This window comes from Streptomyces pratensis, from assembly GCF_016804005.1.
Classification (GTDB): domain Bacteria; phylum Actinomycetota; class Actinomycetes; order Streptomycetales; family Streptomycetaceae; genus Streptomyces; species Streptomyces pratensis_A.
In genome coordinates this window covers 1,507,402-1,533,616 of the sequence record NZ_CP051486.1, presented here as the reverse complement: position 1 = coordinate 1,533,616, position 26,215 = coordinate 1,507,402, and the positions used below count along the sequence as shown (strand labels likewise).

The window sequence follows — 26,215 nt, the reverse complement described above, 5'->3', positions numbered from 1 at the left end:
TGAAACAAACCGATAGGATCCGCCTCATGCGCCGTTCCAAAATCGTCTGCACCCTCGGTCCCGCCGTCGACTCCCATGAGCAGCTCGTCGCTCTGATCGAGGCCGGCATGAGTGTGGCCCGTTTCAATTTCAGTCACGGTACCCACGAGGAGCACCAAGGCCGTTACGACCGGGTCCGCGCGGCCGCCGCCGAGACCGGCCGCGCGGTCGGCGTGCTCGCCGACCTCCAGGGACCCAAGATCCGCCTCGGGAAGTTCGCCGAGGGGCCCGTCGAGCTGATCCGCGGTGACGAGTTCGTCATCACGTCCGAGGACGTCCCCGGCGACAAGTCGATCTGCGGCACCACCTACAAGGGGCTGCCGGGCGACGTCACCAAGGGTGACCCGATCCTGATCAACGACGGCAACGTGGAGCTGAAGGTCGTCTCGGTCGACGGCCCCCGCGTCACGTCCATCGTCATCGAGGGCGGCGTCATCTCGGACCACAAGGGGATCAACCTCCCCGGTGCCGCGGTCAACGTCCCCGCGCTGTCCGAGAAGGACGTCGAGGACCTGCGGTTCGCCCTGCGGATGGGCTGCGACCTGGTCGCCCTGTCCTTCGTGCGGGACGCCGAGGACGTCAAGGACGTGCACAAGGTGATGGACGAGGAGGGCCGCAGGGTCCCCGTCATCGCCAAGGTCGAGAAGCCGCAGGCCGTCGAGCACATGGAGGGCGTCGTCGCCGCCTTCGACGGTGTGATGGTCGCCCGCGGTGACCTCGCCGTCGAGTATCCGCTCGAGAAGGTCCCGATGGTGCAGAAGCGCCTCATCGAGCTGTGCCGCCGCAACGCCAAGCCGGTGATCGTGGCGACCCAGATGATGGAGTCGATGATCACCAACTCGCGGCCGACCCGCGCCGAGGCGTCCGACGTCGCCAACGCGATCCTGGACGGCGCGGACGCGGTCATGCTGTCGGCGGAGTCCTCCGTCGGCGCGTACCCGATCGAGACGGTCAAGACGATGTCGAAGATCGTCGTCGCCGCCGAGGAGGAGCTCCTCTCCAAGGGCCTCCAGCCGCTGGTGCCGGGCAAGAAGCCCCGTACACAGGGCGGTTCGGTGGCGCGCGCGGCCTGCGAGATCGCGGACTTCCTGGACGGCAAGGCGCTGGTGGCGTTCACCAAGTCCGGTGACACCGCCCGCCGTCTCTCCCGCTACCGCGTGGCGCAGCCGATCCTGGCCTTCACCACGGAGGAGTCCACCCGCAACCAGCTCGCGCTGAGCTGGGGCGTCGAGTCCTACGTCGTGCCGCACGTGGACAACACGGACGCGATGGTCGAGCTCGTGGACGCCGAGCTGCTGAAGCTGAACCGCTACAGCGACGGCGACACGATGGTCATGACGGCCGGCTCGCCTCCCGGCGTCCCCGGCACCACCAACATGGTCCGGGTGCACCACCTGAGCGGCGAGCGCGCCTGACGCTCCCCGCCCGCACCTCTGTGGCCCGCGTTCCGGTACGTACCGGGGCGCGGGCCACTGTCGTGCGGAGCCGTCGGCGTGGCGGCCGGACCGGCCTGCCGAGGGCTCTGCCGGTCCGGGGGACCGCAGGCCCGGGCCGGATCGCTCCCCCTCCCACCCTTCTGCACCTCAGGCGATTTTCGGCCAGCTTGATCTGTCCCTGACCATCGGGCCTTCACACCTTCCACACAGGGCGTCCGCTAGTTCCGACACCCACCCGCCCAGGGCGGCCGGTCCCTCGGTTGTGCCGAAACAGACCAATTCACGCCAACTGGCGCACCCGGAGCACCTTTTCGTGCACCCGGAAGAGTCGACTTCTATCTAAAGTGACGCTGCACCTGACCGGATTTCTCTCTTGTCCGCGATCGTGCGACGTCGTTCACGCGACCGGGGGGCACAGTGACGCCGGGGGGAAGTCATGTCGCAAGGCAGCAGCATCCGCGATCCGCGCCTCACGTTCCGGCCGGACACCGCCGCTCCTGATGCCGTGGGGCGGGCCGGACGGCCCGCCCCACGGCGTCTCCGAGCCGGCCATCGGCCGCCTCCCGGTCGTGTCCGCCCTTCATGCAGAGGATGCGCAGTTGTTTGCCATATCACCAGGGTCGCCAAGACGGGTGCCCCGACGGTCCAGGCGGTCCGCCCGCGCCGTCCCGCCCCTGCTCGCCGTAGCCCTCCTGGCCGCGCTGGGCATCCGCCCGGACCTGGCCGACCGGTTCGCCGGCCCGGCCATGGAACCGGTCGGCAGCTCCTACGACTGGTACGAGGACACCGCGGCCGAGCAGTTGCGGCAGGACCAGTGCCTCATGGGCGACGTCCTGCGGCTCGGCGGGTCGACCATGGCCCAGACCGCGCAGGACGGTCTCGGCAAGACGCCCGAACAGCTCCACGTCCTGGCGAACCGGGACCACTGGGAGGACACCCCCCTCGCGGCGGCCTACACCAAGGACAGAGAGGCCGCGAGCGCCGAACTGGACGCCCTCGACGCGCTCCACCAGGGCTGGAAGGCTCCGGTCTCCGGCCTCGAGACACCGGCCGGCTTCACCCAGGCGGCTTTCCAGTGGCCGCCGGGCACCAGCAACGACGGCCAGAAGGACTTCCACGAGCAGACCGGCCTGACCACCTGGATCGCCGACCGCTTCTGGAAGGACGAGAGCGACTTCTACGAGGACCCCACCCCCCTGGCGGACGACGCGACACTCCAGGCCGTCAAGGACCTGGGCACCCCGCTGTACGGGCAGGACCCCGACCCCGGCCTTCCCTCGGACGAGTGGAACCGTGCGCTCGCCGAGCGCGACGCCTTCGAGCACCTGACGGACTGGCCCCTGGAGCCCGCCGGCGCGGACAACGCCGGTCTCTTCCTCGCCTCCGGAGGGTTCGCGCGCACCGCCCCCGACCCGGGCACCCCGGAGCACCGCATCGCGGTCGAGGACCTGAAGTCGCGGTTCGCCGCGTGCGCGTGGCGTGACCCGATCGACCCGAACAAGGCACTGGGCGGCATCTCCGCCACCGCGGCCACCGAGTGGCAGCAGGAGATCGCGTCCCAGGCCACGCAGCGCGACCAGATCCTGAACGCCAACAAGGACGCCACCAAGGCGCTCGCGGCCGGGTCCGAGGCGCTGGGCCAGATGCTGGGCCACTCGTGGGTCGCCGACCACCTCACCCGCTGGCAGGACTACTGGTCCTCCGGCGGCGTCGGCTGGATCGGCAGCTCACCGACGGTGATCCAGGTCCCCGGGGCGTCGGGCAAGTGCCTGGAGGCCGCGGGCGGCGGGAAGACCAATGGCACCGCCGTCCAGATGTACACGTGCAACAACAGCGCGGCGCAGATGTGGGAGGTCTCCGGTGACGACGCCGGTCTGCACCTGCGCAACGTGAACTCCCAGAAGTGCGTCGACGTGTCGTCCAACAACACGGCGAACGGTACGAAGATCCAGCTCTGGACGTGCAACAGCTCCCCGGCGCAGACCTGGGAGTACAACGTCCGGGCCACCACGGCCCTGAAGAGCGTCGGGACCGGCAAGTGCCTGAACCTGCCGTCGTTCACCAACGGCCAGGACGCGCTCACGTACACGTGCAACACCACCAGCGCGCAGAAGTTCACCGTCAAGGTGTCCGCGCACAACGGCACCCTGCCGCCGACGGCCCAGTTCGACAAGGCGAAGAAGGGGATCGCCGCCGCCCAGGTCTCCGCGAAGGCGCAGCTCGCCGTCCTCAGGACGCAGGCCGCCGCGGCGGCGAAGGCCGGCACGACCAGTGCCGCCGCCGAGCAGGCCGCCTACGCCGTGGCGGACGCCAACGGCGCGCCGCGTGGCCGCGGTCTGCTGGTCGGCCTGCAGAAGGCACAGGTCACCCAGGGCGCTGCCGCCGCTCTCACCGCGATGGTGAAGGCGGGTGAGACCGCCGAGGCGGCGACCCGCGCCGCCGCCGGTGACAGCGCGACGATCACGCAGCGGGCGCTTGCTCAGGCCGCCCAGTCGAAGGCCGAGTTCCGCAAGCAGGCGGCGTACGCCGCGGAGTTGCAGGCAAAGGCGGCCGCGGACGCGGCCAAGGTCCACCGCGACAACGCCAAGAAGGACAAGGAGACCGCGGAGGCCAAGCTCGCCGAGGCCCTGAAGGCCGAGGGCGATGCAAAGACGGCCGCAGCGCAGGCACACGCCAGGCGGCTCTCGGCGGAGGCCGAGGAGCTGACGGCCAAGGCGGAGAAGGAGACCGCGGCCGCCAAACAGGCCGAGGCGGCCCAGCACAAGCAGAACGCCCAGGCCCAGGCGTCGAAGGCGAAGACCGCGCAGGAGAACGCGGAATCGGCCGAGGGCACCGCCGTCTCGAAGCAGAAGGCCGCCGAGGCGTCCCGTGACAACGCAAGGAACCTGCGGGACGACGCGTGGGACGCCGAGCAGGAGGCGGACGCCGCACGCGCCAAGGCCTACGCGAAGGACGCGTTCGCCGAGGCGCACGAGTCGGACAGCAACGCCCAGGAGTCCCGGGCGGCGGCCGACGCCGCGGCCCGGTACGCCGACACAGCCGAGTCGGCGGCAACGGCCGCCCGCTCCGAGGCCGACGCGGCGACCCAGGCAGCCGCGGACGCGGACGCCGCGGCCACCCGTGCCGAGGCGGCCGCCGAGCGGGCCCGCTCCGACGCGGACGCCGCCCAGGCGGCGAAGCTGAAGGCCGACGCGGCGGTGAAGACCGCGACCAGCGCGGCGGCCGACGCGATCGCGGCCTCCCAGCACGCCGCTTCGGAGGCGAAGACGGCGGTCGAGCTGGCCGACGAGGCCGAGGCACAGGCCAAGACCGCCAAGTCCCATGCGGACGTGGCACAGCAGGAGTGGCTCAAGGCCGTAGCGGCGTCGGTGAAGGCCGCCGGCTTCGCGTACGTCACCGCACAGACCGCCGTGGACGCCGGCAACGCCGCCGCCCAGGTCGCCGCACCCGCGAACGACGCGATCCAGCTCGGCTCGCCCTTCGTCACCAAGGACTCGGCCGCCGGGCTGGTGGTCCTGACCGGCCAGGCGTCGAAGACGATCGCCGAGCAGCAGAAGGCCGTCGCGGAGGCCCATGCCGAGAACGCCGCGGCGGAGGCCGCGAGCGCCAAGGTCATCGCCGACACGGCGCAGGGCGACGCGAAGGCCGCCTACCAGCACGCGGCGAACGCCGCCGGACACGCGGCGGACGCCCGCGGATACTCCAAGGAGGCACTCGGCTACGCGGCCGCCGCCGCCACGGCCGCGTCGAAGGCCGCGGCCTCCCTGGCCCGGACGATCGAGTACGGCCGCCAGGCCACCGAGGACGCGAACGCCGCGGACAGGGCCGCCGGACGGGCCGAGGGGTACGCCGTCGAAGCCCGCGATTCCGCGGACCAGGCCGCCCTCGACGCCCAGGCGGCACGCGACGCCGCATCAGCGGCGGAGGAAGCAGCGTCCGCGGCACGCGCGGCCGCCGAGCGTGCCGATACTGCCGCCACCGCCGCCGAGGAAGCCGCCAAGGACGCCCAGAAATACGCGGAATCCGCGCAGGAGGCCGCCGAGTCGGCCGAACGCAAGGAGGCCAACCAGCAGGTGTCCACGGGCGCCGGCACGGGGATCGGGGGAACCTTCTACGTCGTAGACGACATCAAGGTGACCAAGGCCGACCAGCAGAACCCCTGCGAGATCAAGATCGGGTTCGAGGGCTGCGAGGTGACGTTCACCGTCCACTTCGACGCCACACTCGACTTCTACGTGTGCACCGACCCGAGCGTCCCGGCGACGCGGTCGGGGTGCCCGCAGGAGGAGACGGTCTTCCTGGAGACCAAGACCTTCCCGAACCAGACGAAGGAGGTGACGAGCTACTTCAGCAAGCTGGACATCATCCAGCAGACGATCGTGTACCAGGTGCTCAAGGAGATCCTGATCGGGGACTTCGTCGACTGCTGGCACGGCAGTGTCAGCGGGTGTGCGTGGGCCGCGTCCAACTTCGTCCCGGGGAAGGCGATCGAGAAGGTCGTCGAGGGGATCCGGGCTCTGGACGCCGCCATGCAGACGGGCATCGGCGTCGCGGACGCGTTCAGGGCGCTCAAGACGCTGGACATCGACCCCGCGACCCTCGCCGACGTCCAGCGGTCGGTGAACGCGTACGAGGATCTGCGCACCGCGTGCACGATCAACAGCTTCCCCGGGGAGACCCGGGTGCTGATGGCCGACGGCACCAGCAGGGCGATCAGTGAGGTGGACCGGACGGACCGGGTACTGGCCGCCGACCCCGTGACGGGCGAACTCCGCCCCGAGCAGGTGCTCAGCACCTACCGGCACGACACCGACCGTCTGGTGGACGTCGTGCTGGCCGACGGCGGCCAGGTCTCCAGCACCCTGGGACACCGTTTCTTCGTCGTCGGCGAGGGCTGGACCGTGGTGGCCGACCTGGCCGTGGGCGACCGGCTGCGGACGGAGGACGGCGAGGTAAGGGCCGTGACCGCCCTCAGGGAACGGGCCGCCCCGGCGGACCGGACGGTCCACGACCTCACCGTCGACGACCTGCACACCTTCTTCGTGCTGGCGGGCGAATCGCCCGTCCTGGTCCACAACTGCAGCAACCTCGTGGCCGACGCGCAGAAGTTCGCCGGGCAGGCGCACATCCTCAGCAAGCACACGACATCCGAGGCCACCGCCCTCGCCCGGGCCCAGACCGAGGGCGAGAAGATCAGTGTGTTCGACAACGTGGGGACGACACAGGCGGTCGTCGACCAGATCCTGGCGGCGAAGGCCGCCGAGATCAGCAAGTGGATGCGGGGCAGCCAGCAGCAGAAGACGCTGAGGGGCACGATGGGCGGCAAGGACAACTCGCTCGGTTTCGTGGCCCACCCCGACGGCAGGACGGTCACCCGCACCGGCAACCAGTTCGTCATCGTGCTCAAACGGGCGCCGGGGCACAAGCCCGGCGGGTTCTACGTCTTCACCGGATACCCGGTGTAAGGAAGGAGATGGACGATGGACCGGTCCACGGAGTTCACGTTCGGTATCCCCTGGGTCATGAGCTTCTTCCACCAGGACTGGACGCTGGACGCCTCCACGGAAGCGGAGGCCGTGGCCGGTCAGTTCGTGGAGGAGCTGGAGCCGGAAGCCGTGTTGCTGGTGCGCCGTGACGCCCGCCTCCTCCACGACGTGCTCCCCGCCGGCCACGTCACCGTGCTGTGGGAAGGGTGCGTGGAGGGCGGGGGGCGTTTCTTCCACCGCGGCGGCCCCACGGACGGTGCCGCGTGGATGCGGCAGTTGATCGGTCTGTGCGACGTCTGGCTCGCCCGCCTTACGGATCCCGTGACGCTGTCCGAGGCGGACCGGTACGAGGGGCGGGAGCTCGCCGGCCGGGTCCGGGCCGCCGTCGACGGGTTCGACGGCGTACTCGACCGGGAGTTGGTCCGGGCACTCACCGAGTGCGTCGATCGCTGCACACCGGATCTCGCCTTCCGGCTGCTGCTGCGGGCCCTGCCCATCAGAAGTGACTCGCTGTCCCCGCATTACCTGCGTCTGTCGAGGGAGCGGTACACACAACTGGTGGAGCTCGGGGTCGCGTTCCGGTACGGGGAGTACGTCGTGGGCGACATCGAGTACCTCGTGGACGCGTAGCGCGCGCACGGCGACCGGTACTCCGCCACGACATGGCTGCGGGCCGCCTCCCTCGGTGAGGGGGGCGGCCCGCAGTGTTGTGCGGCTCCCGAACGAGTCGGTCCACGCACATCACCGTCCGGCCTGATCCGGACGGGAGGCCCTGGCTAGCTGTTGCCACCGGTGAGGTAGTTCGACAGGCCGGGGACCGTGAGCGTGCCGCCGAACTGGCCGGCCTGGGTCACCGTCGCGTCGGTGAAGAAGGCGAACGGGACGTTCAGCGGCGGAGGAGTCTCCGGGCTGAAGGTGATCGGGATGAGCCCGAAGAGGTTGCCCTCGAGCTTCTCCGTGTACATCGTCACTTCGCCGTCGCGGATCGTCGACGTGGAACCGCCGCGCGCCTTGACGTGGCCGGTCGTTCCGGCCGGGCCCGTCGTCAGCTGGTGCAGATCCTTGATGTCGATGGAGCCGGCCGTGAACTTCAGGACCTTCTTGACCTTGCCGCTGTACGTCTTCACCTCGACGATGCCCGCGTAGTCCAGCCCGTTGAGCGTGAGCCTGGAGGTCTCCAGCGTCCACGGGTCGTCCGGGAGCAGCGGGATGCCCTGCTCCAGTTCGGCCGCGGCGAGCGCGTCGGGGTCGGCGGTCGGGCAGGGGAAGCGTTCCTTCGCGCCGTCCGGGATGTCCTCGTCCTTGACGGGGTCGAGACCCTTGACGTCGTCGTCGAGCTCCTCGACGTCCTTCCCCGCCTTCTCGGCCGCCTCACGGATGGCGTCGGTGGTCTTGTCGACCGTGTCCTTCGCCGCGTCAGCCGCCTCCTCCACCGGTTCGGTGGAGGCGCTCTCCGACGGCTCCGGGCTCTCGGCGGTGGCGCTGGGGGACGGCGCGGCCGTCTCCTTGTCCGGTCCGTCGAAGAGATCCTTGAGCGCGTCACCGACACCCAGCGGGTCGAGGGGGTTCTTCGACTCGGTGGGCGAGGGAGTGGCCGAGGTGCCGGCCTTGTCCCCGGCGGTTCCCCCGGACCTGTCCTCCTCGGACGCACCCGCGCTCGGACTCGCGGAGGGCTCCGGCGTCGCGGCCCCTTCGTCCTTGCCGGCGTCGTCCTTGCCGGCGTCGTCGGACGGTGTGGCGCTCGGGGTCGGCTCCGCCTCGGGTTCCTGCGACTCGGACGGCTCGTCGGAGCGGGTCACACACGGCCCGGGCGCGAACGGGATGTCCGAGTTGTCGTCGGCCATGGCCAGCTTGGGGGTGAGTCCCATGCCCACGAAGACGGCCGTCGGCATCGCGGCGAGCGCGAACGCCTTCTTGCCCGCGGGCAGGTGCAGCTTGGTCAGGAGTGACTTCCTGGGCGCCGCGTGGCGGGGCCCTCTTCGCTCCGGAAGGCTCTCCGGCCGGAAGTCGTCGGTCCGGCTGTCGTCACCCCGCACGATGCCTCCCGCCGTCGGCCTCCGCCGCCGCCTCGAACAGCATCGGCCTCCGAGGGGCCTCAGCCGTGTCGTGGACTTCCTGCTCGTGTGCCGGGGCGTCGGCCCGGGACGCGTCCGCGCCCTCGTGCCCCGGGTCAGCCGTCGCCTCACCTGGAGCCCACGCGATGGAGAGTGCTCCGCCGAGAAGTGAGAACAGGAAACCGATGATGAAGCCGCCTATGTTGGCGACGGGTATGGAGACGAGCGCGAGCAGGATCGCGGCGACCCCTGCGAACACCCGCACGATGTGGTGGAACCACATCGTGAAGCCCAGCGTGACGAGCAGGACCCCGATGATCAGCGAACCGGCGCCGGCCGTGGTGGACATCGCCAGCGTGACATTGCCGAGGTGCATGTTGGCGTACGGGAAGTAGGCGATGGGAAGGCCACCCGCCATGGTGAACAGACCCGCCCAGAACGGCCGGTTACCCCGCCAGGTGCGGAATCCCCGCCGGTAGACGGTGAGGTGGTGCTCGTTCTGCCCTGTGGACTCGGGGCTCATGGAAAACAGCTCCCTGGAACCGGTACTGCTGTGAGAGGAGAGAAGACGGGTGGCCGGAAGCCGGTGGTGCGAGCTCCGGCCACCCGGGCGGGTGCTTAGTAGCACTCCTGGTCGGTGCCCGTGGAGAGCCGCAGCTTCAGCCCGCTGAGGTTGAAGGTGCCGGCCGTCGTGGCCCACGCCTTCTGCTCGACGTTCTTCAGCAAGGCCTTCTCGGCACGCTGCGAGAAGCCGTTGGGGTTCGCCTGGGTGTTCGGCTGAATCCCGGGCTTTCCATCCGTCTTCGGAAGGGAACCCGCGGCCACACCGATGTCGATGTTCTTGAACTCGGCGTCGGCGTCGAGCTGGGACACGTCGAGGTAGAGGCTCTTGGCGAAGACGGGGTCATGCCCCTTGCCGCCTGCCTCCAGCCTCAGCGTGACGTTGCCGACACCGGGAACCTTGGGTGTGACGACCGACTGGCACATGTTGGTGATGTAGGCCTTGCTGAAGCCCGACACCGCCACCGGGGCGTGCATCTCCTTGCCGTCGAGCGTCTTGCCCGAGGCCACACTGCCGTACTGGACGAAGTCCCAGCCCTCGAGCTGGGTGGCCTTCACCTTGAACTCCTGGCCGGACACGCTGAACGACGCGGCGAGCGCACCCTGTGCCAGGCCCACGCCGACTGCGGCGGTCGCGACGACGCTCGGCACCATGACCAGAGCGAAACGCTTCCATCTGGTACCACCGCGAACCTGCGAACTCATATATTTCCTCCTTCTCGGACGTACATCTCCGGTACGGGCGTCATGCCCGCCCTGGGATGGGAGAAGTGCTACGTCCTCGGGAAGGAGAGCGCCCGGACCGGAGGCGCGTACCGCATCCGAATCACCGGCGATCACCCCCGAGCGACAACCACTGGCCGCGCGTCTGCGCAGCCGGTTCGGACAGGCCCTGCCCAGGGGCAGGAACCCCCCTGTCCGCGATCGGCGCCACTGCCGCCGACCACCCGGTGGGGACCCAACGGACCCACCTGCGCCGACTGGCCGTCGGACCGGCGGGTATTGGACCGAGCGTGGCCGATCGTGGTGCATTCGCGGCCGTGACACAAGGGGGGTCGTTACTGACTAGTAACGACCCGATAACCGGGACGCGACAGGAGGATACCGACCGGCCACACAGGGTGTCGTCAAAGGGGCATGCGAATGACGGGATTACGACCCGAAACCGGACAGACCCCTGAAGGTGATTTACTGCGAGTAACAGTACGTACTTTTATCAAGTTTTGGTAAAGCAGAAGCGTCTGTTGTCGTTCGCCCGCGAAAACGGCCGTGGCGCCCGGAGGGCCCCACGGCCGTGTTGTCACATCAGAACAAGACGCGCGCCAGGGCGGTCCGGGCGGCGGTGACCCGGGGATCGTCGGGGCCGATCACCTCGAAGAGCTCCAGGAGCCGCACCCGCACGGCGTCGCGGTCGTCGCCGAAGTTACGGCGCACCGTCTCGACGAGCCGCCCGAAGGCGTCCTCCACGTGGCCGCCCACGAGATCCAGGTCGGCGGCGGCCATCTGCGCCGCCGGCTCGGCCGGATTCTCCGCGGCCTCCTCGCGGACCTTCTGCGGGTCCATCCCGGCGACGCGGCCCAGCAGCTCGGCCTGGGCCAGACCCAGCTTCGCCTCGGTGTTGACCGGGTCGTCGGCCAGGATGCCCTTGTACGCCTCGACCGCACCGGCGAAGTCGTTGGCGTCCAGGGCCTGGGCGGCCGCTTCGAGCTGCGCGTCGTACGGTCCCGCGGGCACCTCGGCGGGGACGCCCTCCCCGTCACCGGCTCCGGCGTCCGGGTCCACGATGATCCCGGTCAGGCCGAAACGCTCCTCGCCGACCTGGATCAGCTGGTCCAGCGTCTGGCGGATCTGGCTCTCGGGGGCCGCGCCCTGGAAGAGCGGAAGGGCCTGTCCGGCCACCACCGCGAAGACCGCGGGGATGCCCTGGATCCCGAACTGCTGCATCAGCATCTGATTGGCGTCGACATCGACCTTGGCCAGTACGAAACGGCCGTTGTACTCGACGGCGAGACGCTCCAGGAGCGGGCCGAGCTGCTTGCACGGTTCGCACCACTCGGCCCAGAAGTCGATGACGACGGGGACTTCGGTGGAGCGCTGGAGGACGTCGGTCTCGAAGCCGGCCTCATCGACGTCGATCACCAGGGAGACGGGCGCGACGGCACCGGCGCCCCCCTGCCGGGCAGACTCCGCACGGGCCTGCTCCGCCTTCGCCTTCGCGTCGCCGGCCGCCTTCACAGCGGCGAGGTCGACGACACCGCTCATGGACATGTTCCTAGGCTGCATACGTACATCCTCCCCCCTGGGCGCACCGTTCCGGAAAGCGATCCGCGAACCGCCTCCGTCCACAGCCACGCCGGTGTGCGCGGCGCGCGGACGGGAGCGGTTCCGAGGCCCTGAAAAACCCCGTGTTCGGCGCCGGGTCCCCACCCGGTGCCTGTGGCTGTCGATCGGTCGTCGCGCCACGACGGACTGACCGTCGCTTCTTACGCTACGACCCGTAGCGTAACTGCCCGGCCCCCCTCCGGGGCAAGAGCCCGCGGTGATCTGTCTCACGGGTTCCCGCCCCGGTCAGCACTACTTACCGGCCGGTATGGTCGCCGCATGCCGAGCCTCAGCCCCATGGAACCCACCCGGTCCGGACGTCCCCGCAGTGCCGAGGCCGACGCCGCGATCCTGGAGGCGACCCGTGAGTCGCTGGTCGACCTCGGCTGGTCGAAGCTGACCATGGGCGACGTGGCGACGCGGGCGGGGGTCGCCAAGACGACCCTCTACCGCCGCTGGGCAGGCAAGAACGAACTGGTGGTCGATGCCGTCGCCGTCCTCTTCGACGAGCTGGAGCTGCCCGACCTCGGCAGCCTCGCGGCGGACGTGGAGGCCGTGGTCCTCCAGTTCGCCGCCCTGCTGGAACGGCCGGAGACCAAGACGGCGCTGATGGCCGTGGTCGCCGAGTCGACGCGGGACGAAGCGCTGAGGGACCGCATACGCGCTTCGATCGTGACCCGGCAGAAGCACCTCGTCCTGCAGGGACGTGAGCGTGCGCAGCGCCGCGGCGAACTGCCCGCCGAGCCGGACACGGTGGTGGCGGCCCGCACCGCCGACCTGATCTTCGACGTGATCGCCGGGGCCGTGGTGCACCGGACGCTGGTGAGCGCCGAGCCCGTCGACACCGACTGGGCCCGGCGCTTCACCGTGCTGCTGCTCTGCGGGCTGGGCGCCGCGGCGGCGGAGCGACGCCCCGGGGCCTGACGGCTCCGGGGGCCGACGGCCCCGGGGCCTGACGGCTCCGGGGTCCGACGGCTCCGGGGTCCGACGGCTCCGGGGTCCGACGGCTCCGGGCCGGGCCTCCGCCCGGCCGTCAGAAGCCCGGCGGCTCCGTGTAGACGCCCCACTCGTCGCGCAGCACCCCGCAGATCTCGCCGAGGGTCGCCTCCGCCCGTACGGCCTCCAGCATCGGGCCGATCATGTTCGAGCCGTCACGCGCGGCGGCCAGCATGGCGTCCAGCGCGCTTCGGACCTCTCCTTCCTTCCGGCCCTCCTTGCGCCCGGCGAGCTCACGCACCTGCTCGCGCTCGACCTCGTGGCTGACCCGCAGGATCTCCAGGTCCCCGGTGACGGAGCCGTGGTGGACGTTGACTCCGACGACGCGCTTCTCGCCCTTCTCCAGCGACTGCTGGTAGCGGAAGGCGGATTCGGCGGTCTCGCCGGTGAACCAGCCGTCCTCGATGCCGCGCAGGATTCCCGAGGTCATCGGGCCGATGGGGTGCTTGCCGTCCGGGTGCGCCCGGGTGCCGCGCTCCTTGATCTGCTCGAAGATCTTCTCGGCGTCGGCCTCGATGCGGTCGGTGAGCTGCTCGACATACCACGAACCGCCCAGCGGGTCGGCGACGTTGGCGACGCCGGTCTCCTCCATGAGCACCTGCTGGGTGCGCAGCGCGATCTCGGCGGCCTGCTCGGAGGGGAGGGCGAGCGTCTCGTCCAGGGCGTTGGTGTGCAGGGAGTTGGTGCCGCCGAGGACGGCGGACAGCGCCTCCACGGCGGTGCGTACGACGTTGTTGTACGGCTGCTGGGCGGTGAGCGAGACCCCGGCGGTCTGGGTGTGGAATCGGAGCCACTGCGCCTTGTCGGTCTTCGCGCCGTAGGTCTCCTTCATCCAGCGGGCCCAGATCCGGCGGGCGGCACGGAATTTGGCGATCTCCTCGAAGAAGTCGAGGTGCGCATCGAAGAAGAAGGACAGCCCGGGGGCGAACGTGTCGACGTCCAGACCGCGCGAGAGGCCGAGCTCCACGTATCCGAAGCCGTCGGCGAGTGTGTACGCCAGCTCCTGCGCGGCCGTGGCCCCGGCCTCGCGGATGTGGTAGCCGGAGACCGACAGCGGCTTGTAGGCGGGGATGTCGCGGGCGCAGTGCTCCATCAGGTCGCCGATGAGACGCAGATGGGGCTCGGGCTCGAAGAGCCACTCCTTCTGCGCGATGTACTCCTTGAAGATGTCGGTCTGGAGCGTGCCGTTGAGTACGGCCGGGTCGACGCCCTGGCGCTCCGCGGCGACCAGGTACATGCAGAAGACGGGGACGGCGGGGCCGCTGATCGTCATGGAGGTGGTGACGTCGCCGAGCGGGATGTCCTGGAACAGGACCTCCATGTCGGCGGCGGAGTCGATGGCGACGCCGCAGTGGCCGACCTCGCCGAGCGAGCGGGGGTCGTCGGAGTCGCGGCCCATCAGGGTCGGCATGTCGAAGGCGACGCTGAGTCCGCCGCCGCCGTTGGCCAGGATGGTCTTGTACCGCTCGTTGGTCTGCTCGGCGTTGCCGAAGCCGGCGAACTGGCGGATGGTCCAGGTGCGGCCGCGGTAGCCGGTGGGATGGAGTCCCCGGGTGAAGGGGTACTCGCCGGGCCAGCCGATCCGCTCGAAGCCCTCGTACGTGTCACCGGGGCGGGGCCCGTACACGGGCTCCACCGGGTCCCCGGAGAGCGTGGTGAAGTCCGCGTCACGCTTGCGGGCCTTGTCGTAACGGGCCTGCCAGCGGCGGCGGCCTTCCTCGATCGCATGAGCGTCCATGGATCAAATTTACTAGGACGTCCTAGTAAATGTCGACGGCAAACCGCCCGGCGCTTCGCGCGGGGCGGTCAGGTCGTGCGGTTCAGGCCTTGACGGGCTGCGCGGGCCTGTCGGTGATCAGCGGCTCGACCTCGCGGACGACCTTGCGCTCGACGAAGAACGCGGCCGTCGGGATGGTGCCGGAGATCAGCACCCAGAGGAGCTTGCCGATCGGCCACTTCGCCTTGGAGCCGAGGTCGAAGGCGAAGATCAGATAGATGATGAAGAGGACACCGTGGAGCTGCGACACCGCGAAGGTCACATTCTCACCCGTGTCGAATCCGTACTTGAAGACCATGCACACGCACAGGATCATCAACATGACGGCGGTGACGTAGGCCATCACCCGATAGCGGGTCAGCACGCTGCGTTTCATGGCACCGAGCCTAACCGGGCGGCCGGGGCGATCTTGCAGCACCCCGGCTCCCGCCGCGGCACCCGTGTGCGCACCCGTCACACCGGTCGCTACTCGTCCTCGAAGTCCTGGGCCGCCACCCGCAGCGGCCGGAGCATGGCGAAGATCTCGGCGCACTCCTCGTCGTCGTACACGCCGAGGCCGAAGTCCATCGCCATCAGGTCCTGACTGGCGGCCTCGACGACCTCGCGGCCCTTGTCCGTGATGGAGGCCAGGGTTCCGCGCCCGTCGTTGGGGTTGGGGCGCTTGTCGACCAGACCCGATCGCACCAGCCGGTCGACGGTGTTCGTCACCGAGGTGGGGTGCACCATCAGGCGCTCGCCGATCTTGGACATCGGCAGCTCACCGGCCTGGGAGAAGGTGAGCAGGACCAGGGCCTCGTACCGCGCGAAGGTCAGCCCGTACGGCTTGACCACCGCGTCCACCTCGGCCAGCAGGATCTGCTGCGCGCGCATGATCGACGTGATCGCCCCCATGGAGGGCACCGGCCCCCAGCGCCGGTGCCAGAGTTCCTCGGCGCGGGCGATGGGATCGAAGGGGAGGCTGAGCGGCTTCGGCACGGCACGACCTTACCCACTGGTCACTTGACGGTCAGCCCTGTCTCGCCTTTCGGTACCGGACACGCGTTCTACGCACCTCCACGACCAGCAGGAGCGAGCAGACGGTACCGACCGCTCCCGAGCCCGCGACCACCTGGTGCACCGGGAAGAACTCCGCGGCCACTCCCGCGAGGGCCATGCCGATGCCCTGCGCCGTCATCAGGCCGGCGGTGAGGACCGTCATGGCCCGGCCCCGCAGGTGCTCGGGGACCGCGTCGACGAACCACTGGTCGAGCCCGATGATGTACGCCGCACCGGCCCCGGCCAGCACCAGGGCGGCGACGGTGAGGGCCATGCCCGGGCGGAACCCGAACAACAGGAGGGGCAGCAGCCCGAGGGCGGCGGCCGGCAGCACGATCCGGCTGCGGGCGCGGGGGCCCAGGGCGGTGCCCACGTACAGCTCGGCACCGATGTGACCGATCGCCGTCGAGCACATCAGCACCCCGAGGACGGCGGGGCCGGCGCCGATGGCCTCCGCGTAGGGCGCGGCGAGGGCCTCCGGCGCCACCACGAAGAAGGCCGGCACCCAGAAGAGCAGGAGCAGCCCGCGGATCCGGCGGTCGCCGAGGACGGCGCGCGCCCCGGCCAGCGAGTCCTTGAGCAGCGCGCCACCGGCGTCCCCTGCGCCGCGGGCGGGCCGGTCCCTGGTGCCGAGGCGCAGCAGCGCCGCCGAGCAGAGGAACGTGACCACGGTGACCGCGATCGCCCCGCGCGGCGACAGGGCCGTGAGGAGCACCCCGCCCGCACCGAAGCCGGCGAACAGGGCGCTCTGCGAGACCAGGCGCAGCAGCGAACGCCCGAGGACGTAGAGGTCACCCTCACCGAGGATGTCGGTGAGGGCCGCCGTCCGCGTCCCGGTGAAGACGGGCGCCACCGCGGCCACCAGGCAACGCAGCACGAGGAGCCCCGCGACGGGGATGCCGGGCAGCACCATCACGGCGACGCAGCCGGCGCAGATCAGGTCGCAGGTGACCAGGACCCGGCGGGCGGGGTAGCGGTCGGCGACCCCGGCGAAGAGCGTGCCGCCCACGACGTACGGCAGGAAGCCGAGCGCCAGGGTGAGCGCGGACAGCAGGGGTGAGCCGGTGAGGTCGTAGACGAGCACGGTGAGGGCGAGTTCGCTGACGACCACGCCGAGGAGCGAGAGCAGATGCGCGGCGAAGACCGACCGGAACTCCCGCACGGCGAACACGGCCCGGTATCCCGCGCCCGGAGCGGGTCCCGGACCGGTCGTGACGGCGTGCTCCGGAGGCACGGCGGGGGGCGGGACCGGGGGCAGAGCCTCGGCGGCGGACTCTTCGCGGGGTGTACCCGGGGTGACTGTGTCGCTCGGCATGGACGCAGCTTGGAGGAACGGCCCGGCACCTCAGTAGACTTTCGGCTCACGCCGAAACTTGGGTGCCCATGCCGTTCCATCTGTACTTCGACGAGAGCGATCTGCTCCGCTGCCGCTTCGCCCTCTCGCCGCTCTGGGAGACGCAGGAAGCCGTACGCACCCTCCACCGGCCGGGCCGGCACGGTTACCACCTGCCCTGGCTGCGGCGGATCGGGGAGGGCGCCGCCGGGCTGGATCTCACGCCGCTGTGGCTGCTGATGCCGGACGGCGGCCACAACCCCGACTTCATCTGCCCGCCCCCGCTCGGGCCTCTCGCCACCTTCGCCGAGGAGATCGCGACCGTCCGCGCGACGGATCCCGCCGCCGCCCGCGACGACATGGCCCTCGCGCTCGCCGACACCCCGGGCGGGACGGCCTCTCCCGCCGGACGGCGGCTGCTGGCCGACCCGGCCCGCGCGGTCAGGGAGCTGGCGGACCTGCTGGAGCAGGCCTGGCGGGTGATGGTCGAGCCGCACTGGCCCAGGCTGCGCGCCCTGCTGGAGGCGGACATCGCCTTCCACTCGCGCCGCCTCGCCGAGGTCGGCTTCGAGCGCCTCCTGGCCGAGATCAGCCCGCAGCTGCGCTGGGCGGACTCGACCCTGACCGTGGCCGGCACCAGAGGGGACCACAGCCGGGTCCTGGGCGGGCAGGGGCTGGTCCTGATGCCCAGCGTCTTCGTGTGGCCGGACGTGGTCGGCGGCTACGAGCCTCCCTGGCTGCCCGCCGTGATCTACCCCGCGCGCGGCATCGGGGGGCTGTGGACGGAATCGGCCGACCGGACTCCCGCAGCCCTCGCCCGGCTGCTGGGCAGGGCCCGCGCCGACGTACTGTGCGCCCTCGGCGAACCGGCCGGGACGAGCGCGCTGGCGCACCGGCTCTCACTCGCCCCGTCCTCGGTGTCGGCGCATCTGTCGGCGCTGCGCGCGGCAGGCCTGCTCACCTCGCGGCGGTACGGACATCAGGTGCTGTACGAGCGCACCCCGCTGGGCATCGCGCTTGCGGCGCAGGAGACCTGAGCGCGGGGCCGGGGCCGGTGAGCGGAGCCCGGGCCGGTGGACGGGGAGCGTGAGCGGGGCCCGGGCCGATGGACGGGGACTGTGGGCGGTGGACGGGGACTGTAGGCGGGGCCCCGCTCACCGGCGCGGGATCAGCTGCCCGCCGCCGGGCTGCCCGCAGTGGCGGTGGCCAGCGCCGACTCGCCGTCCTGGACAGGCCGCGCGCTCCGGGACCGGCCCCGGGCCCTGCGGCTCACTCGCCCGCGCAGCAGGGTGAGGCACCACACCAGGCCGGGCGGCAGGGCGGCGGCCACCACGGCGGTCACCGCCCAGACGCGCGTCTCGGCGTGGGTCAGGGCCAGCAGACAGCCCAGCACGCAGAACAGGCAGGTGACAGCTGCCACCGGGCGGCGGAGCAGCGTCAGCGTGTAGCCGAGGAGCCGTCCGGGCGGAACGCGGAACAGCGCCTTCCCGTACTGCCGCAGCAGCGCCCCGTACGCACCCCGCGAGCGGCGGGGCCGACGGGCGGAGGCGTAGGCCGGGGCGGAGGAGCCCTTCCCGACGGCCGGGACGTCAGGGGCGTGGACCGAGCGCCAGTACCGTCCGGTCAGCGGGTTGCGCAGGCGGTGGACACCGAGACCGGTGGCCACGTCCCCTGCGGCGGAATCGTGGAAGCCGCCGGCCCGGCGCACGGCCGCGACGCGCATGACACGGCCGGCGCCGGCGAGCACGGGCGCCCCGTAGCGGTTGCCCGCCCGCTGGACCAGCGCGTGGAAGAGGGGCTGCGGGGCCCCGGCGGCCCCGCCGACGGCAGTCGCGTGACTTCCGTGGACCGGCGGGCCGACGACGAAGGCGACGTCCGGGTCGCGGAAGTAGCCCGTCATCCCCTCCAGGAAGCACGGCGGCGGGATGTGCCCGGTGTCCACGGAGGCGAGGAAGTCGTAGTCGTCGCCGTGCTTGGCGAGCCACGCGTTGAGGTTGCCGTGTCTCGTGCCGGTCCTGTGCGGGCCCTTCTGCCGGTTCCACTCGGGCACCCCGAGGCGGGTGAAGTGGTGCACACCCAGCTCCGCGCAGAGCATCCTGGCCTCCGGGTCGTCACTCTCGTCGAGCAGCCAGACGTCGAACGGTCCGGGGTGCCGCATGCCCACGGCGCCCTCCAGGGTGGCCCGCACCGTCGAGAGGTGCTCCCTGCCCGGCACGTAGGTGGCGAGGAAGGCGAGCACGGTGCCGCGCTCCGGCGCGACCGGGACCGGATCCCGGGCCACCGACGCCGCGTACGCGACGACCACCACGTTGACCAGCAGGAACAGTTCCATCAGGCCGACGGACACCAGCGTCACGGAGTCGGCGAGCACCAGCCACCTCCGCACGTCCCCGCGACCGGTCCAGTGCGTCGGCCACAGCACGTGGAGCAGCGGCAGTCCCGCGAGCACGGGGGCGAGAGCCATCAGGAGGACCGCTCCCGTCCGGCCCCCGCCGGTTCGCGGGAGGTCTCGGTACCGCACCCGGTAGCCGGCCGCCGGCGGCTCTGCGAGCAGACCCGCGAGACGGCTGTGGTTGTCCTGGTCGTAGCCCTCCGACGACATCACGCCTCCCATGGCCGGATATGCGTATCCCCACAGAAGGGGAGATGTGACGACGTGTCGACCGGGGAGGTCCGAGTGAGGGGGTTTCTTCGCCCGAACGGGAAGAGCCCCCGGGTCGGGGGCTCTTCGTGTGCACGGAGGTGCGGGGCAGGGCGGGGTCAGCCCGCCAGGTGCCGCTCCACCGTCTCGACCTTGGAGGTCAGGCCGTCGGTGACGCCCGGACGGATGTCGGCCTTCAGCACCAGCGAGACGCGGCCCGCACGGGCCTCGACGGCGGCGACGGCGCGCTTGACGACGTCCATGACCTCGTCCCACTCCCCCTCGATGGAGGTGAACATCGCGTCCGTCCGGTTGGGCAGCCCGGACTCACGGACCACACGGACGGCGTCGGCGACGTACTCACCGACGTCCTCGCCGACGCCCAGGGGGCTGACGGAGAAGGCGACGATCATGCGCTGACCGTCCCCTCGGCGCGGGCGCGGGCGGCGATGACGCCGTCGGCCTCGTACTTCTTGAGCAGCTTCTCGCCGTAGAGCCCGCCGAAGGGCACGACCGCGAGGAGGAAGAACAGTGCGACGCGCTTGAGCGGCCACTTGGCCTTGACCCACACGTCCAGCAGGAACACCACGTAGATCGTGAAGAGAAGGCCGTGCAGCGCGCCGAGGGGCGGCATCAGGAAGTCGATGTCCGAGACCCGCATGAGCAGCGAGCCGAAGATGAGCAGCGCCGGGAAGGACAGCGCCTCGGGAAGCGAGATGAGGCGCAGCCGGTGCAGGGCGGAAGCGGTCTTGATGTCCACGAGGGCACCTTCGGTGGGAGGGGCGTGTCGGCTTGTGAACGCAGGCACAAGCAGTGCCATTGTGGCATCGGCCCCGCCCTTCCCGGGCGGGGGGTCCGTGTCCGGCCGCCGCTGCGCGTATCAGCGCATATCAGGGTCATGTCGGGGTGGGGATCAGCCCCCGGGCCCTGTCCCGCGCAGCCCCCTGCGGCTAACGTCGCACCGTGGCGATGTTCCGACTCCAAGGCAGCAAGACGCTCGCCGTCGACCTGACAGGCGATGCCGTCAAGGCGAAGAACGGCTCGATGGTCGCGTACGACGGCCAGATGGCTTTCAAGAAGATGTCGGGCGGCGGTGAGGGCCTGCGCGGGATGGTGACCCGCCGGCTGACCGGCGAGCAGATGGTGATGATGGAGGTGAAGGGGCAGGGCACCTGCTATTTCGCCGACCGGGCGAGCGAGATCAACCTCGTCTCGCTGCACGGCGAGACGCTGTACGTCGAGGCGAGCAACCTGCTGGCCACCGACGCCGGGCTGCGCACCGGCACCTCCTTCACCGGCCTCCGCGGCGGTGCGAGCGGCAACGGTCTGTTCACCACGACCGTCGAGGGCACCGGCCAGGCCGCGATCATGTCGGACGGCTCCGCCGTGGTGCTGCGGGTGACGCCCCAGTACCCGCTGAACGTGGACCCCGGCGCCTACATCGCCCACCAGGGCAGGCTCCAGCAGCACTTCCAGTCCGGGGTGAACTTCCGGACGATCATGGGCGAGGGGTCCGGCGAGTCGTTCCAGATCCGCTTCGAGGGCGACGGCCTCGTCTACGTGCAGCCCAGCGAGCGGAACACCGTCGGGGGCGATGTCTGATGCCGTTCCGTGAGATCAACTCGAAGATGGTCGAGGCCGTCGTGGGGCCCGGCCAGAAGATGTACAGCCAGCGCGGCGCGATGCTCGCCTACCGGGGCGACGTCTCGTTCACCCCGAACATCCAGGGCGGACAGGGCGGCCTTGGGTCGATGATCGGCCGGCGGGTGGCCGGCGAGGCGACCCCTCTGATGACGGTGGAGGGCAGCGGCACGGTGATGTTCGGCCACGGGGGGCACCACATCCAGGTGATCGACCTGAGCGGTGACACCCTCTGCGTGGAGGCCGACCGGCTGCTCGCCTTCGACGGGACGCTCCAGCAGGGCACCCTGTTCATGGGCTCGCAGGGCGGGGTGATGGGCATGGTGCGCGGCCAGGTGACCGGGCAGGGGCTGTTCACGACGACGCTCAAGGGCCACGGCTCGGTCGCCGTCATGGCACACGGCGGGGTGATCGAACTGCCGATCACGCCGGGGAGGCCGGTGCACGTCGATCCGCAGGCGTACGTCGCCCACCACGGGGACGTGACCAACAAGCTGTCCACCGCGCTCGGCTGGCGCGACATGATGGGACGCGGGTCCGGCGAGGCGTTCCAGCTGGAGCTCAGCGGTAGCGGAGCGGTGTACGTCCAGGCCTCGGAGGAGAAGCTGTGAGCACGCCGGTGATTTTCGACCCGATGACGCTCCCGTCGGACGACAACGTCAACGCGTACACCTTCTGCGTGGAGCTCAAGGGGAGCCGGTGGTTCCTGCAGAAGGGCAAGATGATCGCCTACTACGGGCAGATCGACTTCAACGGCGTGGGGCACGGGCGGTTCGAGCGGCTGATCCGTACGAGCTTCCACTCCCCGCTGCACGCGAGCGACTGGGTGGTGGCCGAGGGCAGCGGCAAGATGCTGCTCGCCGACCGGGCCTTCGACGTGAACTCCTTCGACCTGGAGGACGGCAACCTGACGATCCGGTCCGGCAACCTGCTGGCCTACCAGCCGACGCTGGCGCTGAAGCAGTCGATCGTGCCGGGCTTCCTGACCCTGATCGGGACGGGGAAGTTCGTCGCCGCCTCGAACGGTCCGGTGGTCTTCATGGAGCCTCCTCTGCGGGTGGACCCGCAGGCGCTGGTGGGATGGGCGGACTGCCCTTCCCCCTGCCACCACTACGATCACGGCTACATGACGGGCGTGATGGGCGGTCTGCGCTCGCTGACCGGGATCGGCGGCACCTCGGGCGAGGAGCACCAGTTCGAGTTCGTCGGGGCGGGTACGGTACTGCTCCAGTCGACGGAACTCCTGATGCCCGAGCAGGCGACGGGCGCCGTTCCGCACGAGCCGGGGGTACCGGGGGGCGTGCGTCCCGGAGGCGGCGGTCAACACGGCTCCACACCCCGCATGCCCGGACAACTGGGGGACATCCAGCGTCGCTTCGGGCTGTGAGCGGTAGTCTGCGGAGTGTGATGTCCGGCAGGCGCGTGCGCGGAGTCACACTCCCAAACTTCGTCCGGCTTTCAACATCTTAGGTAGAATCCATACATGGAGACCGAGACGGCCACTCGCTGGCTGACCGATGCCGAGCAGTGCGCCTGGCGCACCCACCTGGACGTCAGCAGGCTGCTGACGCATCAGCTTGAGAAAGATCTCCAGCCGTTCGGACTGACCATGAACGACTACGAGATCCTGGTCAACCTCTCGGAGTCCGACGAGCAGCGCATGCGGATGAGCGATCTCGCCTCCGCCACCCTGCAGTCCAAGAGCAGGCTCTCGCACCAGATCACCCGCATGGAGAACGCCGGTCTCGTCAGGCGCGAGCACTGCGAGTCCGACCGGCGCGGACTGTTCGCCGTCCTCACGGACGTGGGCGGCGAGACGATGCGCAAGGTCGCGCCGCACCATGTCGAATCGGTGCGCAGGCACTTCATGGACCTGCTCTCCCCCGATGAGCTCTCCGGGCTGCACGCGGCGCTGGCCCCGATCGCGGAGCACCTCCGCGGCCGTCGCGGAAAGCCGTAGCGCGGACCGCTCTCAGCCTTCGCCGGCCGTCGGCTCCCGCCCGGCCTCGGCCCGGGCCGGCAGCCTGAGGGCGAAGAGCGCACCGCCGCCGGGCGCCGTGCCCACCGTGAGGGTGCCTCCGTGCCTGGAGGCCACGTCACGGGCGATGGCCAGGCCGAGACCTGCCCCGCCGTCGTCACGGCTGCGGGCGTCGTCGAGACGTACGAAGCGCTCGAAGATCCGGTCGTGTTCGGCCTCGGGCACACCGGACCCGTCGTCGGTGACCTCCACGAGCACATCGCCCCGGTCCGCCCTCACCGACACGGCGACGGAACGCTCGGCGTGACGCTCCGCGTTGTCCAGGAGATTGCCGACCACCCGGGCCAGCTGCCCTCGTGAGCCGGTGACTTCGAGCGACCCGGCGTCCGCCACGGACACCTCCGGCGGGATCCGGTCCGCCGCGCGCTGGGAGACCTCCTCACGGACGAGGGCGCCCAGGTCGACCGGCGTACGTCCCGGCCGCTCCCCCGCGTCCAGCCGGGCGAGCAGCAGCAGGTCGGCGGCCAGCACCTGGAGCCGTACGGTGTCGGCGACCGCGCCGGGCACGTCCAGCAGGTCCGGATGGGCCGCACCCACCTCCAGCTGGGTGCGGAGCGAGGCGATCGGGCTGCGCAGCTCGTGCGAGGCGTCGGCCACGAAGCGCCGCTGCCGGTCGACCGAGGCCTCCAGCACGGTCAGGGTCTCGTTGGTCGTGCGGGCGAGCCGTGCGATCTCGTCCCGTGAGTCCGGCTCGGGCACGCGGCGGCCGAGGTCCTCCGACGCGGTGATCGCGGCCAGTTCCCGCCGGATGCCCTCGACCGGACGCAGTGCGCGCCGTGTGACCAGCCAGGTCACCCCCGCGACGACGAGCAGCATGAGGGGCAGCCCGGTCAGCATGGAGGTGCGTACGGTGTTCACGGCTTCCTGCTCCGCGGCGAGCGGGGCGCCCGCGTGGACGGTCAGGGTGACGTCCTGCTCCGTGGTCGCCTCCACGGCGGCGAACCGGTAGTCGGCGGTCTCGCCGTCGACGGTGGCGGTGCCGTTCACGAAGTCCGGCGGGTCGGAGGAGACCTCACCGCGGGCGGGGTCGTTCCCGTCGTCGTCGTCGTCATCGTCGTCGCCCGGGCTCGGCGCCGGCGCCGGCGCAACGGGTACGACCTGTGACGTGCCGGTCCCCGAGATCGCCTCCAGGTCCTTGGAGACGGCCACCACACGCCCCGCCCCGTCGGTCACCTGCACGGGGTGGGTGTCCTCGTCGCCCGTCTCCAGCTCGGCGTAGGTCGCACCCAGGGCCAGCTGTCCGGCCACCTCGCGCGCGGTCACCTCGGCCTCCAGGCCGGCCCGGTCCGTCAGGTTGACGCGCAGCACCACGAGGACGGCCAGCCCCGCGACGGTCAGGGCGACGGCGACGACCAGGGTGGCGCCGAGGGCGGCCCTGGCCCGTACGGACCTCACAGCGCCTCCAGCCGGTAGCCCGCGCCCCGCACCGTACGGATCGACGCGGCGCCGAGCTTCCGGCGCAGGGTGCTGATGTAGACCTCGACGATGTTCGGGTCGCCGTCGTAGGCGAAGTCCCAGACGTGTTCCAGGATCTCCGTCTTGCTGACCACCTCGCCCGCCCGCCGCACGAGCTGCTCCAGGACGGCGAACTCCTTGGCGGTGAGGGTGACCTCGTCCTCGCCCCGGTGCACCCGTCGGGCGGCGGTGTCCATCCGCAGCGTGCCCGCCGTCAGCACCGGCGACGCGGAACCCCCGCGGCGGCGCAGCAGCGCCCGGATCCGGGCTACGAGCACGACGTAGGAGAACGGCTTGGTCAGATAGTCGTCGGCGCCCGTGTCGAGGCCCTCCGCCTCGTCGTACTCCCCGTCCTTCGCGGTCAGCATCAGGATCGGCGTCTCGTGCCCCGCGGCGCGCAGGGCGGCGCAGATCCGGTAGCCGTTCATCCCTGGCAGCATGATGTCGAGCACCACGAGGTCGTGGACGCCCTGACCGGCCAGGTGCAGACCCTCCAGACCGTCGTGCACGACGTCCACGGCGAAGCCCTCGGCGGTGAGTCCCCTCGCGAGGGACGTCGCGAGACGCTTCTCGTCCTCGACGATCAACAGGCGCATGGGGACAGCTTCCCAAACCGAACCTGAAGACGCCTTCAGGTGGCTTCAGGCTGCGTTCAGCATCGCCGGGCCAGTGTGGTTCCCGTCGCACAGCACATCCCATCGGGGAGGAAACACACCATGAAGCGCAACATCGCCATCGCCACCCTCACCGCGGCGGTACTCGTCGGCGGCGGGCTCGCCGCCACCGCGGCCTTCGCGGACTCCGGCAGCGGCGTGAAGGAGGACCGGACGGCCGTGGCGGACCGGACGGTGGTGGCCGACCGGGCAGCCGGGACCACCGAAGAGCGGAAGGCCGAGCGGCTCACCGTGGACGAGGCCGTCGGCGCCGCGCTGAAGGCCGTCCCCGGCACCGTCACCGAGGCGGAGCTGGACGACGACGACTCCCGTACGGTCTGGGAGCTCGACGTGTACGGCTCGGACAAGGTCTGGCACGACGTGACGGTGGACGCCCGGAACGGCAAGGTCCTGTCCGACCGCGAGGACGACGACAACGACGACCGCGACCGGCACGCGCCGCGTTCGGCGGCCGTGTCCCTGGACGCGGCGGTGAAGGCGGCGCTCGGCGCGCAGCCCGGCACGGTGACGTCGGTGGACCTGGACGACAACGACGACGATGACGACGGCGGGCGCGGTGCGCTGCGCTGGGACGTCGATGTCGCGGGCGAGGACGGCAAGCAGCACGAGCTGCACGTCGACGCCAAGAGCGGCAAGGTCACCGTGGACCACGACGACGACAACGACAACGACGACCACGACGGTGACGACGACAGCAACGACGACGACTGATCCCCCTCGACCGGCG

The 26,215-nt window shown here is 70.8% G+C and carries 23 protein-coding genes; 10 read left to right on the top strand and 13 right to left on the bottom strand.

What is annotated here, in order from left to right; translation table 11 throughout:
- The first annotated feature begins 26 nt into the window (after nt 1-26).
- From pyk to HED23_RS06890, 3 genes are all read left to right on the top strand, one after another.
- A complete protein-coding gene (gene pyk, locus HED23_RS06900) occupies nt 27-1,454 on the top strand; it encodes a pyruvate kinase (RefSeq protein ID WP_203182527.1) in 1,428 nt (475 codons plus the stop codon).
- 842 nt (nt 1,455-2,296) lie between these two features.
- Nucleotides 2,297-6,940: an RICIN domain-containing protein gene (locus HED23_RS06895; RefSeq protein ID WP_398086233.1), complete on the top strand. Its 4,644-nt coding sequence runs from the start codon at nt 2,297-2,299 to the stop codon at nt 6,938-6,940.
- Nucleotides 6,941-6,955: 15 nt separating this feature from the next.
- Nucleotides 6,956-7,591, top strand: a complete 636-nt coding sequence (locus tag HED23_RS06890) for a hypothetical protein (RefSeq protein WP_203182525.1) — start codon at nt 6,956-6,958, stop codon at nt 7,589-7,591.
- A 146-nt stretch (nt 7,592-7,737) separates the two neighbouring features.
- On the opposite strand, the gene HED23_RS06885 is transcribed toward HED23_RS06890, so the two are convergent.
- From HED23_RS06885 to HED23_RS06870, 4 genes are all read right to left on the bottom strand, one after another.
- On the bottom strand, nt 7,738-8,997 hold the full coding sequence (locus HED23_RS06885; protein ID WP_203182524.1) for a hypothetical protein: 1,260 nt from the start codon (nt 8,995-8,997) through the stop codon (nt 7,738-7,740).
- On the bottom strand, nt 8,987-9,538 hold the full coding sequence (locus HED23_RS06880) for a DUF6114 domain-containing protein (protein ID WP_203182523.1): 552 nt from the start codon (nt 9,536-9,538) through the stop codon (nt 8,987-8,989). The genes HED23_RS06885 and HED23_RS06880 overlap by 11 nt, the downstream gene beginning before the upstream one ends.
- A gap of 95 nt (nt 9,539-9,633) precedes the next feature.
- On the bottom strand, nt 9,634-10,281 hold the full coding sequence (locus tag HED23_RS06875) for a DUF6230 family protein (protein ID WP_078468371.1): 648 nt from the start codon (nt 10,279-10,281) through the stop codon (nt 9,634-9,636).
- A 600-nt stretch (nt 10,282-10,881) separates the two neighbouring features.
- Nucleotides 10,882-11,859 carry a tetratricopeptide repeat protein gene (locus HED23_RS06870; protein WP_203182522.1) on the bottom strand — a complete coding sequence of 326 codons (978 nt, stop codon included), beginning with the start codon at nt 11,857-11,859 and terminating at the stop codon, nt 10,882-10,884.
- 318 nt (nt 11,860-12,177) lie between these two features.
- On the opposite strand from HED23_RS06870, the gene HED23_RS06865 reads away from it, so the two are divergent.
- Complete coding sequence (locus HED23_RS06865) at nt 12,178-12,822, top strand: TetR/AcrR family transcriptional regulator (protein ID WP_203182521.1); 645 nt, start codon at nt 12,178-12,180, stop codon at nt 12,820-12,822.
- 109 nt (nt 12,823-12,931) lie between these two features.
- Here the strand turns inward: HED23_RS06865 and HED23_RS06860 are convergent, their stop codons facing one another.
- The 4 genes from HED23_RS06860 to HED23_RS06845 all read right to left on the bottom strand — a co-directional run bounded on the left by HED23_RS06860 (nt 12,932) and on the right by HED23_RS06845 (nt 17,021).
- Nucleotides 12,932-14,632, bottom strand: coding sequence for an acyl-CoA mutase large subunit family protein (locus HED23_RS06860; protein ID WP_203182520.1), 1,701 nt, complete (start codon nt 14,630-14,632; stop codon nt 12,932-12,934).
- An 82-nt stretch (nt 14,633-14,714) separates the two neighbouring features.
- The gene (locus HED23_RS06855; RefSeq protein ID WP_203182519.1) at nt 14,715-15,047 is read right to left on the bottom strand and encodes a DUF3817 domain-containing protein; all 333 of its coding nucleotides are present in this window, start codon (nt 15,045-15,047) and stop codon (nt 14,715-14,717) included.
- 89 nt (nt 15,048-15,136) lie between these two features.
- Nucleotides 15,137-15,646 carry a MarR family winged helix-turn-helix transcriptional regulator gene (locus HED23_RS06850; RefSeq protein WP_203182518.1) on the bottom strand — a complete coding sequence of 170 codons (510 nt, stop codon included), beginning with the start codon at nt 15,644-15,646 and terminating at the stop codon, nt 15,137-15,139.
- Nucleotides 15,647-15,677: 31 nt separating this feature from the next.
- Nucleotides 15,678-17,021 (bottom strand): MFS transporter, encoded by a 1,344-nt coding sequence (locus HED23_RS06845; RefSeq protein ID WP_203182517.1) that lies wholly within the window; start codon nt 17,019-17,021, stop codon nt 15,678-15,680.
- A 68-nt stretch (nt 17,022-17,089) separates the two neighbouring features.
- On the opposite strand from HED23_RS06845, the gene HED23_RS06840 reads away from it, so the two are divergent.
- Nucleotides 17,090-18,076 (top strand): ArsR/SmtB family transcription factor, encoded by a 987-nt coding sequence (locus HED23_RS06840; protein WP_203182516.1) that lies wholly within the window; start codon nt 17,090-17,092, stop codon nt 18,074-18,076.
- A gap of 131 nt (nt 18,077-18,207) precedes the next feature.
- Here HED23_RS06840 and HED23_RS06835 read toward each other — a convergent pair whose 3' ends face one another.
- From HED23_RS06835 to HED23_RS06825, 3 genes are all read right to left on the bottom strand, one after another.
- Nucleotides 18,208-19,653: a glycosyltransferase family 2 protein gene (locus HED23_RS06835; protein WP_338019582.1), complete on the bottom strand. Its 1,446-nt coding sequence runs from the start codon at nt 19,651-19,653 to the stop codon at nt 18,208-18,210.
- Between the two features lie 146 nt (nt 19,654-19,799).
- Entirely contained in the window at nt 19,800-20,093 is a 294-nt protein-coding gene (locus tag HED23_RS06830) for an MTH1187 family thiamine-binding protein (protein ID WP_015578763.1), read from the bottom strand.
- Nucleotides 20,090-20,440, bottom strand: coding sequence for a DUF3817 domain-containing protein (locus HED23_RS06825; RefSeq protein WP_203182514.1), 351 nt, complete (start codon nt 20,438-20,440; stop codon nt 20,090-20,092). The genes HED23_RS06830 and HED23_RS06825 overlap by 4 nt, the downstream gene beginning before the upstream one ends.
- A 209-nt stretch (nt 20,441-20,649) precedes the next feature.
- Here HED23_RS06825 and HED23_RS06820 point away from each other — a divergent pair, with 209 nt between their 5' ends.
- The 4 genes from HED23_RS06820 (at nt 20,650) to HED23_RS06805 (ending at nt 23,281) form a co-directional block, all read left to right on the top strand.
- A complete protein-coding gene (locus tag HED23_RS06820) occupies nt 20,650-21,282 on the top strand; it encodes an AIM24 family protein (RefSeq protein ID WP_203187389.1) in 633 nt (210 codons plus the stop codon).
- Nucleotides 21,282-21,932: an AIM24 family protein gene (locus tag HED23_RS06815; protein ID WP_203182513.1), complete on the top strand. Its 651-nt coding sequence runs from the start codon at nt 21,282-21,284 to the stop codon at nt 21,930-21,932. Before HED23_RS06820 ends, HED23_RS06815 begins: the two co-directional genes overlap by 1 nt.
- Nucleotides 21,929-22,708 (top strand): AIM24 family protein, encoded by a 780-nt coding sequence (locus tag HED23_RS06810; RefSeq protein WP_203182512.1) that lies wholly within the window; start codon nt 21,929-21,931, stop codon nt 22,706-22,708. The genes HED23_RS06815 and HED23_RS06810 overlap by 4 nt, the downstream gene beginning before the upstream one ends.
- 96 nt (nt 22,709-22,804) lie before the next feature.
- Nucleotides 22,805-23,281, top strand: coding sequence for a MarR family winged helix-turn-helix transcriptional regulator (locus HED23_RS06805; RefSeq protein WP_203182511.1), 477 nt, complete (start codon nt 22,805-22,807; stop codon nt 23,279-23,281).
- Nucleotides 23,282-23,293: 12 nt separating this feature from the next.
- On the opposite strand, the gene HED23_RS06800 is transcribed toward HED23_RS06805, so the two are convergent.
- The gene (locus tag HED23_RS06800; RefSeq protein WP_203182510.1) at nt 23,294-24,754 is read right to left on the bottom strand and encodes a sensor histidine kinase; all 1,461 of its coding nucleotides are present in this window, start codon (nt 24,752-24,754) and stop codon (nt 23,294-23,296) included.
- Nucleotides 24,751-25,410, bottom strand: a complete 660-nt coding sequence (locus HED23_RS06795; protein ID WP_203182509.1) for a response regulator transcription factor — start codon at nt 25,408-25,410, stop codon at nt 24,751-24,753. Before HED23_RS06795 ends, HED23_RS06800 begins: the two co-directional genes overlap by 4 nt.
- 120 nt (nt 25,411-25,530) lie before the next feature.
- On the opposite strand from HED23_RS06795, the gene HED23_RS06790 reads away from it, so the two are divergent.
- Nucleotides 25,531-26,199 (top strand): PepSY domain-containing protein, encoded by a 669-nt coding sequence (locus HED23_RS06790; protein WP_203182508.1) that lies wholly within the window; start codon nt 25,531-25,533, stop codon nt 26,197-26,199.
- Nucleotides 26,200-26,215 lie beyond the last annotated feature (16 nt).

What these genes read in the sequence shown, in the direction of transcription:
- pyk (WP_203182527.1), top strand. Translation starts at nt 27, where the DNA reads ATGCGCCGTTCCAAAATCGTCTGCACCCTCGGTCCCGCCGTCGACTCC.
- HED23_RS06895 (WP_398086233.1), top strand. Translation starts at nt 2,297, where the DNA reads ATGGGCGACGTCCTGCGGCTCGGCGGGTCGACCATGGCCCAGACCGCG.
- HED23_RS06890 (WP_203182525.1), top strand. Translation starts at nt 6,956, where the DNA reads ATGGACCGGTCCACGGAGTTCACGTTCGGTATCCCCTGGGTCATGAGC.
- HED23_RS06880 (WP_203182523.1), bottom strand. Translation starts at nt 9,538, where the DNA reads ATGAGCCCCGAGTCCACAGGGCAGAACGAGCACCACCTCACCGTCTAC.
- HED23_RS06875 (WP_078468371.1), bottom strand. Translation starts at nt 10,281, where the DNA reads ATGAGTTCGCAGGTTCGCGGTGGTACCAGATGGAAGCGTTTCGCTCTG.
- HED23_RS06870 (WP_203182522.1), bottom strand. Translation starts at nt 11,859, where the DNA reads ATGCAGCCTAGGAACATGTCCATGAGCGGTGTCGTCGACCTCGCCGCT.
- HED23_RS06865 (WP_203182521.1), top strand. Translation starts at nt 12,178, where the DNA reads ATGCCGAGCCTCAGCCCCATGGAACCCACCCGGTCCGGACGTCCCCGC.
- HED23_RS06860 (WP_203182520.1), bottom strand. Translation starts at nt 14,632, where the DNA reads ATGGACGCTCATGCGATCGAGGAAGGCCGCCGCCGCTGGCAGGCCCGT.
- HED23_RS06855 (WP_203182519.1), bottom strand. Translation starts at nt 15,047, where the DNA reads ATGAAACGCAGCGTGCTGACCCGCTATCGGGTGATGGCCTACGTCACC.
- HED23_RS06845 (WP_203182517.1), bottom strand. Translation starts at nt 17,021, where the DNA reads ATGCCGAGCGACACAGTCACCCCGGGTACACCCCGCGAAGAGTCCGCC.
- HED23_RS06840 (WP_203182516.1), top strand. Translation starts at nt 17,090, where the DNA reads ATGCCGTTCCATCTGTACTTCGACGAGAGCGATCTGCTCCGCTGCCGC.
- HED23_RS06835 (WP_338019582.1), bottom strand. Translation starts at nt 19,653, where the DNA reads ATGGGAGGCGTGATGTCGTCGGAGGGCTACGACCAGGACAACCACAGC.
- HED23_RS06830 (WP_015578763.1), bottom strand. Translation starts at nt 20,093, where the DNA reads ATGATCGTCGCCTTCTCCGTCAGCCCCCTGGGCGTCGGCGAGGACGTC.
- HED23_RS06820 (WP_203187389.1), top strand. Translation starts at nt 20,650, where the DNA reads ATGTTCCGACTCCAAGGCAGCAAGACGCTCGCCGTCGACCTGACAGGC.
- HED23_RS06815 (WP_203182513.1), top strand. Translation starts at nt 21,282, where the DNA reads ATGCCGTTCCGTGAGATCAACTCGAAGATGGTCGAGGCCGTCGTGGGG.
- HED23_RS06805 (WP_203182511.1), top strand. Translation starts at nt 22,805, where the DNA reads ATGGAGACCGAGACGGCCACTCGCTGGCTGACCGATGCCGAGCAGTGC.
- HED23_RS06795 (WP_203182509.1), bottom strand. Translation starts at nt 25,410, where the DNA reads ATGCGCCTGTTGATCGTCGAGGACGAGAAGCGTCTCGCGACGTCCCTC.
- HED23_RS06790 (WP_203182508.1), top strand. Translation starts at nt 25,531, where the DNA reads ATGAAGCGCAACATCGCCATCGCCACCCTCACCGCGGCGGTACTCGTC.